Genomic DNA, 14,980 nt, shown 5'->3' on the forward strand with positions numbered 1-14,980 from the left:
TTACAGGAAAGCTAATCTAGAATTCTCCTTATCTGCCGAAAGTTAAAAACTGACAAAGAAACATAGACAAGATATACTAAAAACATACATACTAATTGCAGTCATACAGACAGGAGAGATAAAAATATGAACCAAATCATGCAAGTAAAGGGATTAGTCGCATTTCCAATTACTATCGATCCAAGTGTTTGGATTTTTGATGACCGAAAAAAAACAAGTGAGGAAATATTTGCTTTGACGCAATCTGAGTCTGATTTGGAAGCATATACGAAAGAGGTTTCGAAGCACTGGGACCGGGAATTGCTTGAAGGTGCACATTTGCCTGAAAAAGCTGCAGGAAAAAAATTTAAAAAACAAGAGATAATAACAGGTACATTTTACATGCCGCTTGCGCCTTTTATAAAAAATGCCGAGCCATTAAAAGAAGCAGAGCAAATTGTGATCCAATCTGCAGAAAAGGAGCTTACTTACCCACTAAGCGTTGTAGATGAGATGGTGCTGCTTTTCTGCAAAAACGGAAAGCCGCTAACGGACAGCGGACCTATTCATTTATTTTTTAAAAACAAAGGAATAGACCAAACGCCGTTAACGTCCATCACAGGATTTGAACTTACTTAAACATTGCTTTTTAGTTATATCAGCTTGCCCTTTTTATGGTTACTAACTAAAGTACTTTAAATCCAACTATGCCAGGCTGTTTTGAAACCTCTTATCTTTCTAAATGTGATCTCAAGCTGTCAATCGATATGCGTTTTTATCAGACACACTTTCAGAAGGATATACTGTCACAACAGCCTGAAATAGATGCACATACTTTATTACAGCAGGTCTGCAGCCAATTGGGCTAAACCAGACCGCTCTCCTTTGACAAGCTTGACATGCCCTGCAATCTGCTGGTCTTTAAACCTTTCGACTACATATGTCAAACCATTATTGAAAGCATCAAGATACGGATGGTCAATTTGCTCCGGATCTCCCATGAGTACTATTTTACTGCCTTCTCCCACTCGTGTCAGAATCGTTTTCACTTCATGCTTTGTTAAGTTTTGCGCTTCATCAATGATGATGAACTGATCTGGTATGCTTCTTCCCCTTATATAGGTTAACGCCTCTACTTCAATAGACCCCATTCCAGCTAGTATTGCTTCCAGCTCTCCTGGTTTTTTTGTATTGAAAAGATACTCCAGATTATCAAAGATAGGCTGCATCCAAGGTCTCAGCTTCTCTTCCTTTTCTCCAGGAAGAAAACCTAAGTCCTTCCCCATTGGTACAATCGGTCTTGCAACAAGCAGTTTTTTATAATCTCCATAATCCTCTGTCTGCATCAGACCTGATGCTAATGCAAGCAAAGTTTTACCTGTTCCAGCCTTGCCAATCAATGTGACAAGCGGCAAGTCTCTTTTCAGCAGCAGTTCAATCGCCATCGTCTGCTGAACATTTCTCGGACGAATTCCCCATATATGTTCATGATCAAAAATGAGCTTCTTCACATACTTACGAGTTGCATCCACCACTGCTAACGCTGATGAGGACGAACCAAGTACATCCTTCAGGAGGATAAATTGATTTGGATAAAAAGCTCCTGTATTATAGCCAGCTCCCAATTCAGAAATAAGCAGCTGCCCTTTTTCATAAAACTTATTTAATATATCTAAGGTTACTTGTACATCCGTAAAACCAGTATAAAGATGATCGTTTTCCACCACCCGGTCGCTCAGAAAATCCTCTGATTCAAGGCCGATTGCATCTGCCTTCACTCGGACGAGCGTATCCTTACTAACCAGTATGACAGTTCGTCCATCCTCTTTTTTCTCTTCCTCTAAAGACAAGTTTTTTGCAACTGCCAGAATGCGGTTATCGTTTGTTTTCTCCACAAAAATTTCCTGCAGCTGGTGAAAAGAGCGATGGTTCAATTCGATTCGTAATGTGCCGCCATTTTCGAGTGGTATTCTTTCATGCAGCTTTCCTGATTCTCTTAGATTGTCAATTAGTCTGGATATTTGTCTTGCATTCCTCCCTATTTCATCCATATACCTTTTTTTGCTGTCTACCTCTTCTAAAACTACTGCTGGAATGACTACATCATTTTCTTCAAAAGAAAAAATGGAATAAGGATCCTGTAACAAGACATTTGTATCTAAAACATAAATTTTACTCAAACTGATGCCTCCTGCTCTAAAACGTCATGAGTTGCCCTACTCTCCGATATCGGAAAGAACCTTGATAAAATATATGTTTTATCGAATAAAGATAGAAGATATTTTGCACAATAAACATTAGAAGTGTAAAAAAATTTTAGAGGAATCATCATAAAAGGAGGAAATCCTGCATGAAAAAAAGCATTTTATGTACTTGTCTTGTACTATTGCTTGCTGGCTGTGCCGCTAACGGTAATCGTGATGCACAAACAGACAACGATCTAGCGGACGTTAAAAACTCAACGATAGATGATGTAAATCGAAAATCCGGCCAAGAAATTTCCGAGCGTCTTGTAAATTTAGCAACAAGCATTCCTAATGTGAATGATGCCACAGCCGTAGTAATAGGAAGATATGCTATTGTCGGAATTGATATAAATTCTAACTTAGACCGATCAGAGGTTGGCTCCATTAAGTATGCTGTAGCAGAAAGCCTTAAAAACGACCCAAATGGCGCAAATGCGATGATTGTTGCAGATCCTGATATCAATGCGCGCCTAGCAGAAATTGCCGAAGACATCCAGGACGGTGAACCAGTACAAGGCATATTCAATGAACTCGCCGACATTACCGGCAGAATTATCCCAGAATTACCAGCAGATATCCTGAATAACGACCCAGGCAGCAATCTGAAAACACCTGACAATAAACTGAACGAAAACGAAAAGAATCAGCTCAAAAAAGACCAAGACGAACAATCAAACAATCACTTGAAAGACTAACATTCGATTTCCACAGCATTTTTTATTATAATAAACCTATAATCAAATAAATAACAAAGATTGATTAGAGGTGCACGTATTGAGAGTGAAATGTGTAATATGCGACAAAATCGAAGATATTGAAGAAAACTCCTTTCAAGCAAAAAGACTAAGAAACAGACCCATTCACACATATATGTGCAAAGAATGCGAAACAAGAATAACCGAAAACACACAAAAACGAATCGACTCCGGAAAATTCGTACTCTACAGAAGCAAAATAAAAGAAGAAGAATGGTAAAAGAAAAGCGGAGAGCGCCTGCTTATCGGCGACTAGCATAAGACAAGGTGGCCAGTGAGGGGTGCTTTTCCCCTCATTGGACAGCTTGGCTTATGACTCGAGCCGATGGCGCTCGGAGCTAGACACCTGAAAAGCGGAGAGCGCCTGCTTATCGGCGACTAGCATAAGACGAATAAGCCAAGGAGGTGCGGTTTTCAACCTCATTGGCTTATTTGGCTTATGACCTCGAGCCGATGGCGCTCGGAGTTGGACAACCGAAAAGCGGAAGGCGGCGTTTAGCTGCTGATGAACTGGAGCTCTTCGACTGAGATAAAGGAAACACGCTGAACGATAGTGAAGCGATGTTGACTTATCGTAGGGAGGAGAGGGAAGTTCATCGAGCAGCTGCCGCCTGGAGCTAGACATTACGAAAAGCGGAGAGTGCCTGCTTATCGGCGACTAGCATAAGACGAATAAGCCAAGGAGGTGCGGTTTTCACCTCCTTGGCTTTATTTACCTATGACCTCCTCCCCAAACAATCACACGCCCCTATAAAAGCGCTAGTACCTATCTCAACAGAACTCAAAAATCAAACACAAAAAAAGCTGTTCCCTAAAGGAACAGCCTTTTTAATTATTATTGATCAGCAAGCTTTTTCTTTTTCGCTACACGTTCACGCTCTGATTTATCAAGGATCTTCTTACGAAGACGGATAGATTCAGGCGTTACTTCACAATACTCATCGTCATTCAAGTATTCTAAAGATTCTTCCAAAGTCATGATTCTTGGTTTTTTCATTGTAGCTGTTTGGTCTTTGTTTGCTGAGCGGATGTTTGTCGCTTGTTTTACTTTCGTGATATTAACAGTGATGTCATTTTCACGAGTGTGTTCTCCGACGATCATTCCTTCATAGATTTCTGTACCAGCTTCTACGAAAATGATACCGCGGTCTTCTACTTGCATGATACCGTAAGTAGATGCTTTACCAGATTCCATGCTGACAAGCACACCTTGACGTCTTCCGCCTACTTGACCTGAAGCCATTGGCTGGTAGCTGTCAAATGTGTGGTTGATGATTCCGTAACCGCGAGTTAGTGTTAAGAACTCAGTAGTATATCCGATTAGTCCGCGTGCAGGTACATTGAAGATCAAACGAACTTGGCCGTTACCATTGTTGATCATATCTAGCATTTCACCTTTGCGGGCACCGATAGACTCCATAACGCTTCCAGTATGCTCTTCTGGCACATCGATTTGTACGCGCTCGATTGGCTCACAACGAACTCCATCGATAGTACGAACGATAACTTCTGGCTTAGAAACTTGTAGTTCATAACCTTCACGGCGCATGTTCTCAATCAAGATAGACAAATGCAATTCACCGCGTCCAGATACTGTCCATGCATCAGGAGAATCTGTGTTTTCTACACGCAAGCTTACATCTGTTTCTAATTGTGCACGAAGTCTTTCTTCAATTTTTCTTGAAGTCAGGTATTTACCTTCTCTACCTGCAAATGGGCTGTTATTCACTAGGAATGTCATTTGCAATGTCGGCTCATCAATGCGCAATACAGGCAATGCTTCTTGATGCTCAACAGGACATACTGTTTCTCCTACGTTGATGTCTTCCATTCCAGAAACTGCAATCAAGTCTCCAGCATAAGCTTCTTCTACCTCTTGTCTTTTCAGACCGAAGAAACCAAAGATTTTTGTTACACGGAATTGTTTTACCGTTCCATCAAGCTTCATTAAAGCAACTTGCTGACCTACTTTCATTGTTCCGCGGAATACGCGGCCAATTCCGATACGTCCTACATAGTCATTGTAGTCAAGAAGAGATACTTGGAATTGAAGCGGCTCATCTCTATTATCAACTGGAGCTGGAATATGCTCAACAACTGCATCATATAATGATTGCATGTTTTCATCTTGCTGCTCTGGGTTTGTGCTTGCAGTTCCGTTAATTGCAGAAGCATATATAACTGGGAATTCAAGCTGCTCTTCAGATGCATCAAGTTCAATGAACAAATCAAGTACTTCGTCGATAACTTCTGTTGGACGTGCGAAATCACGGTCAATTTTGTTAACTACGACGATTGGCGTTAAGTTTTGCTCAAGCGCCTTTTTAAGAACGAAACGTGTTTGTGGCATACAGCCTTCATATGCATCGACAACAAGAAGCACACCATCAACCATTTTCATGATACGTTCTACTTCTCCACCGAAGTCAGCATGTCCTGGAGTATCCAAGATGTTGATTCTTGTATCTTTATATTGAATTGCAGTATTTTTTGCAAGGATTGTAATACCGCGTTCTCTTTCTAAATCATTTGAATCCATTGCACGCTCATCTACATGTTCATTCGTACGGAATGTACCAGATTGTTTTAACAGCTGGTCAACTAGCGTTGTTTTCCCATGGTCAACGTGGGCAATAATAGCGATATTACGAATATCTTCTCTAATCTTCAAAAATTTCACTCCTACCTGAAATGTCTATCTCGTTTATCATTAGTTTACACATTATAACTGAGTCATTATACCATAGAAAATGAGAATAACCTAAAGGGTTTTTCTCTTAAAACAAAAAAAACAGTAAAAAAATAAATGTAAACGGAAACATTATTTACATTTAAAAAAGACAGCAATTATTTGCTGTCTCACCATTTTCCATTATTTAAATAGTTTTGCAATATCTCTTCATGAAGATCTGGTTTTGAGGCAAAGAATGAATTTTGCGTCAGCATATCAAGTTCTTCATTTTTGAGACTGGTTACTTTACCGCCGAGCTCCTCGACCATTATCTTGCCTGCAGCATAATCCCACGGAGACAGCCTTAACGTTATATAGGCATCCATTCGTCCTGCTGCGATATAGGCAAGCTCCAGACAAGCTGAACCAAACGAGCGGGTGCCTCTTGCATCCTTCGTAAGCGGAGCAAGATATTTAGGATCAATCCTTTTATTCTCCGTTACCCATGTTGCATTCAAGCCGATGATAGCTTCTTCCACTTTAGTAGGCTTTAACGGCTTCAATTTCGTTTTGTTCATATATACGCCGTTCCCTTTTCTCACATGATAAAGTTCATCAGCGACTACATCATAAATAAGTCCGATTTGGCCGACTCCATCTTCGTATATTCCGATTGATATGGCAAAGTCCCGTTGCATATGGACGAAATTCATCGTTCCATCAATCGGGTCAATAATCCAGACAACCCCTTTCAGGTCATTAACTCCTGATGACATGCCCTCTTCGCCTAGAATATGATGTTCCGGGTATACCTCTTTTATTTTACTTATTAGGAATTGCTCTGTCCCTTTGTCTATTTCTGTAACTAAGTCATTTTTGTTAGATTTTGTTTCTACTACTAATTCTTTGGTGAAGGATTTTTTTATCCTATCCCCCGCTTCTTTAATCCAAAGTTTCGCATATGTATCGACCTCTTGCCAATTTGTCATATTCTCATCCTTCTCGTACTGAAATAATTTTTTCAGGCTGCCCTATTCCGTATGCTATTCTTATATTTTTGCTTATCGTTATTTTATCATGCATGAAGAAATAAATTCCAACAAAATGACAACAACGGAAAAAATCATAAATAAAACCGGGAGAAGGGTTTTATTTATGATTTTTAAACCGCTACCTATAATGCCTTAAGTCTCAGAAGTTCCTGTCGAATCTTTTCAAGCTTCTGTTTGCTAGCTTTTTTCTGCATTTCATTGTTTTCCTTAATTGCATCAAATAATGTAGCAAGCTCATAATCCATTTCTAATCGCAAAACAGCTTTCTTCTCATTTTCTAGTCTATTTCTTTTTGATGAATTCATTAATTGTTTCACGGACAGTACACCCCTTCCATAGACTTTAGTGGATTGCTTCTTTTATTTCTTATATAATATGTCGCTTTCCTTATCAGTGGTACAAATATGTGCTATTACCTAACCTTTAGTCCTAATCATTTCTCTTGTCAGCAATATGTATGCTAAAATACAGAATAGCGGTACAGAATTAGGAATTACTGTAAGCAGATAGTTAATTTAAGAAAAGTTTTAGAGAAATGATCACACGCTCTCTAACTAACTTGCTTTCCTTCTTACAATCTGTTTACCCAAAAAGCTAAGATATAAACGAGTAAAGGAGTTTCTAGAAATTATGAAATTTGCTGGTTTTAACAAAAACGATTTCGAAACATTTACAATAGATGGTTTAGAGGAAAGAATGGAAGCAATCCAAACTCGCATACAGCCGAAATTTAAGGAGATTGGTCAAGAGCTGACTGACAGCCTTTCAAGCAAGCTAGGAATCGAAATGCATTTGCATATTGCGAAGCATGCACGCCGCACCGTAAATCCTCCGAAGGATACATGGATGGCAATTGCAGGGAACAAACGAGGCTATAAGCAGCATCCGCATTTCCAGCTTGGATTATTTGATGATCATGTATTTATATGGCTTGCCTATATTTACGAGCTGCCAAACAAAAGCAGCATCGCAAATGTATTTTTAGAGAATATGGAGCGATTCTCTACAGAAATCCCAGGAGATTTTGTAGTATCAATGGATCATATGAAAAAGGAGTCTTTCCCAATAGCTGAAATTGACTTACAAAAGGCATTGGAAAGATTCAGAGATGTCAAAAAAGCCGAATTCCTTGTTGGCAGACATTTCGATGCAAATGATCCAATCTTACAAGACGGAGCAAAGTTTGCTGAATTAGTGGACAACACATATGAAACGTTGCTGCCATTTTATAAACTATCCATCTAAAAAAGAGGAAGAAAACAATATGTTTTCTTCCTCTTTTCTATTAAGGCATTTTTATTTTAGTTCCAGCTTCCGCTTCCTTCGCCTTCTTTATAGTGCGATACGTAGAATAGCCGCTGACTTCTTCAAATTCATCACATACATTTTTTTCTTGTGCTTTACCAGGGACAATTTTTTTGAACAACTTATACTGTTCCATAAGTGCTTCCTTTTCAATCCCCTTCTCATATGCTGCTTCGATGCATTCAAAAAACTTTACTACCTCAACTATTTCCTCTGTTGACCAATCAATATCTATCGGGTATTGATATTCCATATAAGTACCTCTTTTGTTTTTTAAAATTTTTAGTTCTCTTTATTTTAGTGGAATAAAAACAAATTGTAAAACACCTTCCTACTATACGCATTCTGCCGCAGTTTAAAACACTTCTACATGCTTTCCAGCTTTAATTCACTGCGGAAATTAGGCTGTTATTACAAGGCAAATATATATTTTATAAATTCGTTACAATAATTCTTTCCTTTATAGTAAAAACTAATTGTATGCAAAAAAAATAAAAAGTGCTATAATTCTTTTGTTTTATGAATTTAATAAGTTTTTAAGGGTAAAACCCAATATCCATTTGTTTTTACAAACAGTGGAAAACTTCTATTTTTAGGAGGATCAAAATCCGTTATGAAAACGGCAAACAAAATACTAACTTAAAGAGGTGTGGTAATAAATTGTCACAATACGAAACACCGTTATACCACGGTTTATTGGAACATGCAAAAAAAAATCCTGTTCAATTTCATATTCCTGGACATAAGAAGGGAAATGGAATGGACCCAGAGTTTAGAGAGTTTATTGGAGAAAATGCCCTCTCCATCGATTTAATAAACATTGGTCCACTTGATGATCTTCATCAACCGAAAGGAATTATTAAACAAGCGCAAAAATTGGCAGCGGAAGCATTTGGTGCTGATTATACCTTTTTCTCGGTACAAGGAACCAGCGGCGCCATTATGACCATGATTATGAGCGTTTGTGGTCCAGGAGATAAGATAATCGTACCAAGAAATGTTCATAAATCTATTATGTCTGCCATTGTTTTTGCTGGTGCTATTCCAATATTCATCCACCCAGAAGTGGATAAAGAGCTTGGCATTTCGCATGGTATAACAGTGGAAGCTGTTCAGCATGCCCTAGATTTACATCCAGATGCAAAAGGTTTATTAGTAATAAATCCTACTTACTTTGGCATAGCTGCAGACTTAAAAAAAATTGTGGATTTAGCCCATTCTTATAATATACCAGTCCTCGTCGATGAGGCTCATGGTGTGCATATACACTTCCATGACGAGCTGCCAATGTCAGCAATGCAGGCAGGCGCAGATATTGCAGCAACCAGCGTTCATAAGCTAGGTGGTTCGATGACGCAAAGCTCCATTTTGAATATGAGGGGCAATCTTGTTAATTATAAACGCGTCCAAGCGATTATGAGCATGCTGACTACAACGAGCACATCATACTTATTGCTCGCATCATTAGATGTAGCAAGAAAACGTTTAGCAACAGAAGGAAAAAAACTTCTTGATAATACGATTGAGCTTGCCCAAAACATTCGCAGACGAGTGAATGAAATCGAACATCTTTATTGCTTAGGTGAAGATATCGTTGGTTCATCTATGGCCTTCGACTTTGATCCGACTAAACTAGTTATTTCTGTGAAGGATTTAGGCTTAACAGGCCATGATGTGGAAGAATGGCTGCGTAAGCATTATAATATTGAAGTAGAGATGTCTGATTTATATAATATCCTTTGTATTATTACACCAGGAGATACAAAAAAAGAAGCAGACATGCTCCTTCATGCATTAAATGAACTGTCCAAAGAATGTCATAGTAAAGCAGGCAAGGTAGAAGCAAAAGTAATGCTTCCTAATATACCGTTGCTTGCCGTCACTCCTCGTGATGCGTTCTATTCGGAAACAGAGCTTGTTGATTTTAATGACTCTGTTGGAAGAGTTATTGCTGAATTCATCATGGTCTATCCACCGGGAATTCCTATTTTCATTCCTGGAGAAATTATTACAGAGGACAATCTGGAATACATTCGCAGGAATATGGAAGCAGGACTACCTGTGCAAGGTCCTGAGGATTATGATTTCAAAAAACTGCGCGTTATTAAAGAACATAAAGCTATCCGCTAAATTTAAATTTGCATAATCATATACGGATGCAACTACCTGCATCCGTATATATTTATTTGCGGGAAAAGATAGATAAAGATAGGAGAATTATTCATTGAAGAGAGTTATTATAGTTGCAATTATCAGTCTTATCGTCAGCTTAAGTTCCCCGTTCATCTTTCATAACTACTTAGAGAAAAAACCGTTAGAACAGAAAGAAACATTGGTTTTTGGCGGACCTATCCCCTTTGCTGAACAAAAGGTACAATTACCCGAAGAGGAAAATGCCTACCCTGCTGAATTCACTTTCCAATCACCTTTAGAAACGGAAACAAAGCTTCAACCATTTCCACTTGTGTTTACATTCATCTGTTATTTCTTATTAATTTTCAGTGTATACACAGTAGTTGCAAGCTTCAGCACAAAAGCAATTAATAAAAATGGCAGAAAAAAAGATAAAAAAGATGAACTTTAATTTTTAAAGATCTACTATATGAAAAAAGACTTCTATTATAGAAGGCTTTTTTTATTTGTATATAATGTTGCGTGAGACGCCCACAATGACTGGAAGGCAAGAAGTTATGCTAAACATTGATAGGAACCCTTATTCACTCTTAAACGACTGCTATGATACTCATAATCATCTGAAAGGAGCCATAAATAGAAAGACTTATGGCAGTAGCCAGCATGGTTTTCCTTTGCGACCTATTTACGTAATTCCCTAGTATAACAGCCAAGTATAAAAACACGCCAAACATCACCACTTTATAAATGAAAAGGTCATGTTCTGACAGCCATTCAATGATAGAGTAACCGCTCCATAACATAAGTTGCAGTAGAATTGTCGTATAAACCTTCAAGGAAAACACCCCACTCTCCATTCCGCTTAAGTTCGTCCATTATGAAATGTAAGTATGATACACTATATTTATGCATGTCCTCACAATTCATGCCGTATAATAACGATTTTTCCTTCCATTATATAGTCCCCTCAAACTTGCAAACCATTCTCAGCACCCAAGCATAGAAAACTGTTAAATAATACAAAAAAAACCTCTCTATAAAGAGAGGTTTTTTTATTATTACTTAATGATATGAATTGGGCTACCAATTGCTACTTCAGCAGCTTCCATAGTGATCTCTCCCAATGTTGGGTGAGCATGGATAGTCATTGCCAAGTCTTCAGCAGTCATACCTGCTTCGATTGCTAGACCAAGTTCAGCGATCATATCAGATGCGTTTGCACCAGCGATTTGAGCACCGATTACTAGGCCATCCTCTTTACGAGTAACAAGCTTCATGAAACCTTCGCTTTGGTTAAGTGCAAGTGCACGGCCGTTAGCAGCGAATGGGAATTTAGCAGCTGTAACTTCGATTCCAGCTTCTTTAGCAGAAGCTTCTGTGTGTCCAACTGTAGCCAATTCTGGCTCAGCAAACACAACAGCAGGAATTCCAAGATAATCGATTTCAGAATTGTGACCACCGATAACTTCTGCAGCAATTTTACCTTCATAAGAAGCTTTATGTGCAAGTGGTGGTCCTTCAATGATATCACCGATTGCAAAGATATTGCTTACAGTAGTTCTGCATTGCTTATCAGTTTTGATAAGTCCGCGTTCAGCAAGTTCAATTCCTACTTGTTCAAGACCTAGTTCGTCTGTGTTTGGTTTTCTTCCAACCATTACGAATACATAGTCAGCTTCGATCTTTTGCTCTTGACCTTTTGCTTCATATGTTACAGTAACGCCAGTATCTGTTTCTTCGACACCTTTAGCCATTGCTTTAGTAATGATTTCCGCACCTTTTTTCTTCAAGTTGCGAACTACCAATGAAGACATTTGCTTTTCGAAACCGTTAAGAATATCGTCAGCACCTTCTAGAATAGTTACTTTAGTTCCGAAGCTAGCGTATGCTCCACCAAGCTCAGTACCTACATAACCTCCACCGATAACAACGATTTTCTCTGGAATTTCTTTAAGAGAAAGTGCACCAGTAGAATCTAGAACACGTTTAGAGTATTTGAATGCAGGAATTTCAATTGGACGAGATCCAGTTGCAATAATTGCATTTTTGAAAGTGTAAGTTTGAGATGACTTATCATCCATTACTTTTAGTGTGTTAGCATCAACAAAGTATGCTTCGCCATAAGCGATATCTACTTTGTTTCCTTTAAGAAGGCCTTCTACACCGCCAGTAAGCTTGTTAACAACACTTGCTTTCCATTCTTGAACTTTTGAGAAATCTACTTTTACATTTTCAGCAGTAATCCCAATATCGTCAGAATGCTTAGCAGTCTCAAAACGATGACCTGCTGTGATTAATGCTTTTGATGGGATACAGCCTACGTTTAAGCAAACTCCGCCCAATACATTTTTCTCAACGATTGTTACTTTTTGTCCTAGTTGCGCCGCACGGATTGCAGCTACATACCCACCAGGGCCAGCACCAATGACTATAGTATCTGTTTCAATAGGAAAATCTCCAACTACCATGTTTTTACGCCTCCATTAACAATAGTTCTGGATCGTTTAGCAAACGCTTGATGTGATTCATTGCATTTTGAGCAGTAGCTCCGTCGATCATGCGGTGATCGAAGCTTAGAGATAGAGCTAATACTGGTGCAGCAACAATCTCGCCGTCTTTAACGATCGCTTTTTCTGCAATACGTCCGATTCCAAGGATAGCCACTTCTGGGTGGTTAATAACTGGAGTGAACCATTGTCCGCCAGCAGATCCAATGTTTGAAATTGTGCAAGAAGCACCTTTCATTTCAGCTGGAGCAAGTTTACCGTCTCTAGCTTTACCAGCAAGTTCGTTGATTTCGTTAGAAATATTGAAAATCCCTTTACGATCAGCATTTTTTACAACAGGAACTAGAAGTCCTTTTTCAGTATCAGCAGCGATACCGATGTTGTAGTAGTGCTTGTGAACGATTTCGCTTGTAGCATCATCTAAAGAAGTGTTAAGTGCTGGGAATTCTTTTAATGCACTTGTCAATGCTTTAACAACATATGGCAAGAACGTTAATTTAATGCCCTTAGCAGCAGCAACTTCTTTGTATTTCTTACGGTGAGCAACAAGGTTTGAAACCTCTACTTCATCCATAAGTGTTACGTGTGGAGCTGTATGTTTAGAGTTTACCATCGCTTTAGCGATTGCTTTTCTGATACCGCTCATTTTTTCGCGAGTTTCTGGGAAGTCGCCTTCTGGAATCGCAAGTGGTTTTGGTGCTTCTTGTTCTGCAGCTGGAGTAGCTTCAGCAGCTTCTGTTGCAGCAGGTGCAGCAGCTCCACCGTTCAAGAATGCATCGATATCTTCTTTTGAAATACGGCCGTTTTTGCCAGTACCAGATACTGTGCGGATTTCCACACCTTTATCACGAGCATATTTACGTACAGATGGCATAGCGATAATGCGTCTGTTTGGATCCACTTCTTCTGCAGCAGCAGGAGTTTGGACTGGTTCTTTAGCTACAGTATCGCCAGCTTCTGCTGTGCCTTGTACTTGAGCTTCTGTTTTAGCTTCTTCTTTAGGAGCGTCATGTCCATGGTCGCCCTTAAATTGAATGTCTTCATAACCAGGAGCATCGAAAGTGATTAGGATATCACCTACAACTGCAACTGTACCTTCTTCTACAAGTACTTCTTCTACTGTACCGTCAACTGGAGACGGAATTTCTACTACTGCTTTATCGTTTTGTACTTCACACAAAACGTCGTCTTCTTGAACTTTATCGCCTGGTTTAACAAACCATTTTACGATTTCACCTTCGTGGATACCTTCACCGATATCCGGTAATCTGAATTGAAAAGACAAAGTAATTCAACCTCCTACATTTCCATTATTTACGTTGCTTCTTATTATCCCTGACTAATAACTACTTTATTAGAAAGTAAGGACTTTTTTAGCTGTTTCAATGATATCTTTGTAATTTGGAAGCCAAATGTTCTCAGCTTGTGTAAATGCATAAACAGTATCAGGAGCAGCTACACGCAATACTGGAGCTTCTAGGCTAAGGATAGCGCGCTCGTTGATTTCTGCGATAACATGTGCAGCGATACCTGCTTGTCTTTGCGCCTCTTGAACTACAACAGCTCTTCCTGTTTTTTCAACAGAAGCAACGATTGTATCAACATCCAATGGGCTGATTGTACGCAAGTCAACAACTTCTACAGAGTATCCTTCTTTTTCTAGTTCTTCAGCAGCTTTAAGTGATTCGTGAACCATTGCACCGTAAGCGATCAATGATAGGTCTTTACCTTCACGTTTAACGTCTGCTTTACCGATTTCGATTGTGTACGCTTCTTCAGGTACCTCTTCACGGAATGAACGGTATAATTTCAAATGCTCAAGGAAAACAACTGGATCATTGTCTCTGATTGCAGCAATCAATAGACCTTTTGCATCGTAAGGTGTTGATGGAACAACAACTTTCAAACCAGGTTGAGTTGTTACAAGTGCTTCTAAGCTGTCTGAGTGAAGCTCAGGAGTATGAACACCACCGCCAAATGGAGAACGGATAGTAACAGGTGAATTGTAGCGTCCGCCTGAACGGTAACGCATACGAGCCATTTGACCGTTGATGCTGTCCATTACTTCATATACGAAACCGAAGAATTGGATTTCAGGAACTGGACGGAAGCCTTGAAGACCAAGACCTACAGCCAAACCACCAATACCGGATTCAGCTAGCGGAGTATCGAATACACGATCTTCGCCGAATTCTTTTTGAAGTCCTTCCGTTGCACGGAATACACCGCCGTTAACACCTACGTCTTCACCGAATACTAAAACGTTCGGGTCATTACGTAATTCTGTGCGTAACGCATCAGTGATTGCTTGAATCATTGTCATTTGCGCCAT

At 39.3% G+C, this 14,980-nt stretch carries 15 protein-coding genes; 6 read left to right on the forward strand and 9 right to left on the reverse strand.

Translation table 11 applies throughout. The features are described from left to right. The first annotated feature begins 126 nt into the window (after window positions 1–126). On the forward strand, window positions 127–618 hold the full coding sequence (locus LXM54_RS07970; protein WP_233314535.1) for a peptidyl-prolyl cis-trans isomerase: 492 nt from the start codon (window positions 127–129) through the stop codon (window positions 616–618). A 200-nt stretch (window positions 619–818) separates the two neighbouring features. Here the strand turns inward: LXM54_RS07970 and LXM54_RS07975 are convergent, their stop codons facing one another. After that, complete coding sequence (locus tag LXM54_RS07975) at window positions 819–2,159, reverse strand: PhoH family protein (protein WP_233314536.1); 1,341 nt, start codon at window positions 2,157–2,159, stop codon at window positions 819–821. A 170-nt stretch (window positions 2,160–2,329) separates the two neighbouring features. On the opposite strand from LXM54_RS07975, the gene LXM54_RS07980 reads away from it, so the two are divergent. Both LXM54_RS07980 and LXM54_RS07985 read left to right on the forward strand, forming a co-directional pair. Then, window positions 2,330–2,920: a YhcN/YlaJ family sporulation lipoprotein gene (locus LXM54_RS07980; RefSeq protein ID WP_233314542.1), complete on the forward strand. Its 591-nt coding sequence runs from the start codon at window positions 2,330–2,332 to the stop codon at window positions 2,918–2,920. 79 nt (window positions 2,921–2,999) lie between these two features. Beyond that, window positions 3,000–3,200 carry a YlaI family protein gene (locus tag LXM54_RS07985; RefSeq protein ID WP_233314545.1) on the forward strand — a complete coding sequence of 67 codons (201 nt, stop codon included), beginning with the start codon at window positions 3,000–3,002 and terminating at the stop codon, window positions 3,198–3,200. 615 nt (window positions 3,201–3,815) lie between these two features. On the opposite strand, the gene typA is transcribed toward LXM54_RS07985, so the two are convergent. The 3 genes from typA to LXM54_RS08000 all read right to left on the reverse strand — a co-directional run bounded on the left by typA (window position 3,816) and on the right by LXM54_RS08000 (window position 7,020). After that, entirely contained in the window at window positions 3,816–5,651 is a 1,836-nt protein-coding gene (typA, locus tag LXM54_RS07990) for a translational GTPase TypA (RefSeq protein ID WP_233314557.1), read from the reverse strand. Between the two features lie 188 nt (window positions 5,652–5,839). Continuing rightward, window positions 5,840–6,640 (reverse strand): inositol monophosphatase family protein, encoded by an 801-nt coding sequence (locus LXM54_RS07995; protein WP_233314560.1) that lies wholly within the window; start codon window positions 6,638–6,640, stop codon window positions 5,840–5,842. A 185-nt stretch (window positions 6,641–6,825) separates the two neighbouring features. Next, complete coding sequence (locus tag LXM54_RS08000; protein ID WP_233314562.1) at window positions 6,826–7,020, reverse strand: hypothetical protein; 195 nt, start codon at window positions 7,018–7,020, stop codon at window positions 6,826–6,828. 313 nt (window positions 7,021–7,333) lie between these two features. On the opposite strand from LXM54_RS08000, the gene LXM54_RS08005 reads away from it, so the two are divergent. Then, the gene (locus LXM54_RS08005) at window positions 7,334–7,948 is read left to right on the forward strand and encodes a YktB family protein (RefSeq protein ID WP_233314564.1); all 615 of its coding nucleotides are present in this window, start codon (window positions 7,334–7,336) and stop codon (window positions 7,946–7,948) included. A gap of 40 nt (window positions 7,949–7,988) precedes the next feature. Here the strand turns inward: LXM54_RS08005 and LXM54_RS08010 are convergent, their stop codons facing one another. Then, a complete protein-coding gene (locus LXM54_RS08010) occupies window positions 7,989–8,261 on the reverse strand; it encodes a UPF0223 family protein (protein ID WP_233314565.1) in 273 nt (90 codons plus the stop codon). 407 nt (window positions 8,262–8,668) lie between these two features. Here LXM54_RS08010 and LXM54_RS08015 point away from each other — a divergent pair, with 407 nt between their 5' ends. Further along, window positions 8,669–10,138 carry an aminotransferase class I/II-fold pyridoxal phosphate-dependent enzyme gene (locus tag LXM54_RS08015; protein ID WP_233314568.1) on the forward strand — a complete coding sequence of 490 codons (1,470 nt, stop codon included), beginning with the start codon at window positions 8,669–8,671 and terminating at the stop codon, window positions 10,136–10,138. A gap of 94 nt (window positions 10,139–10,232) precedes the next feature. Further along, on the forward strand, window positions 10,233–10,592 hold the full coding sequence (locus tag LXM54_RS08020) for a hypothetical protein (protein ID WP_233314571.1): 360 nt from the start codon (window positions 10,233–10,235) through the stop codon (window positions 10,590–10,592). 139 nt (window positions 10,593–10,731) lie between these two features. Here LXM54_RS08020 and LXM54_RS08025 read toward each other — a convergent pair whose 3' ends face one another. The 4 genes from LXM54_RS08025 to LXM54_RS08040 form a co-directional block, all read right to left on the reverse strand. Further along, window positions 10,732–10,986, reverse strand: coding sequence for a hypothetical protein (locus tag LXM54_RS08025; protein ID WP_311315869.1), 255 nt, complete (start codon window positions 10,984–10,986; stop codon window positions 10,732–10,734). Between the two features lie 213 nt (window positions 10,987–11,199). Further along, a complete protein-coding gene (lpdA, locus tag LXM54_RS08030; RefSeq protein WP_233314589.1) occupies window positions 11,200–12,609 on the reverse strand; it encodes a dihydrolipoyl dehydrogenase in 1,410 nt (469 codons plus the stop codon). A gap of 4 nt (window positions 12,610–12,613) precedes the next feature. Next, window positions 12,614–13,933: a dihydrolipoamide acetyltransferase family protein gene (locus LXM54_RS08035; protein ID WP_233314590.1), complete on the reverse strand. Its 1,320-nt coding sequence runs from the start codon at window positions 13,931–13,933 to the stop codon at window positions 12,614–12,616. A 69-nt stretch (window positions 13,934–14,002) separates the two neighbouring features. Continuing rightward, window positions 14,003–14,980, reverse strand: coding sequence for an alpha-ketoacid dehydrogenase subunit beta (locus tag LXM54_RS08040; protein ID WP_233314591.1), 978 nt, complete (start codon window positions 14,978–14,980; stop codon window positions 14,003–14,005).

This window comes from Bacillus sp. Au-Bac7 (assembly GCF_021341655.1).
In the GTDB taxonomy this organism is placed as follows: Bacteria; Bacillota; Bacilli; order Bacillales; family Cytobacillaceae; genus Niallia.

Excerpts from the sequence above, each read along its gene's own strand:
- LXM54_RS07970 (WP_233314535.1), top strand. The coding sequence starts at position 127 with ATGAACCAAATCATGCAAGTAAAGGGATTAGTCGCATTTCCAATTACT.
- LXM54_RS07980 (WP_233314542.1), top strand. The coding sequence starts at position 2,330 with ATGAAAAAAAGCATTTTATGTACTTGTCTTGTACTATTGCTTGCTGGC.
- LXM54_RS07995 (WP_233314560.1), bottom strand. The coding sequence starts at position 6,640 with ATGACAAATTGGCAAGAGGTCGATACATATGCGAAACTTTGGATTAAA.
- LXM54_RS08005 (WP_233314564.1), top strand. The coding sequence starts at position 7,334 with ATGAAATTTGCTGGTTTTAACAAAAACGATTTCGAAACATTTACAATA.
- LXM54_RS08010 (WP_233314565.1), bottom strand. The coding sequence starts at position 8,261 with ATGGAATATCAATACCCGATAGATATTGATTGGTCAACAGAGGAAATA.
- lpdA (WP_233314589.1), bottom strand. The coding sequence starts at position 12,609 with ATGGTAGTTGGAGATTTTCCTATTGAAACAGATACTATAGTCATTGGT.
- LXM54_RS08040 (WP_233314591.1), bottom strand. The coding sequence starts at position 14,980 with ATGGCGCAAATGACAATGATTCAAGCAATCACTGATGCGTTACGCACA.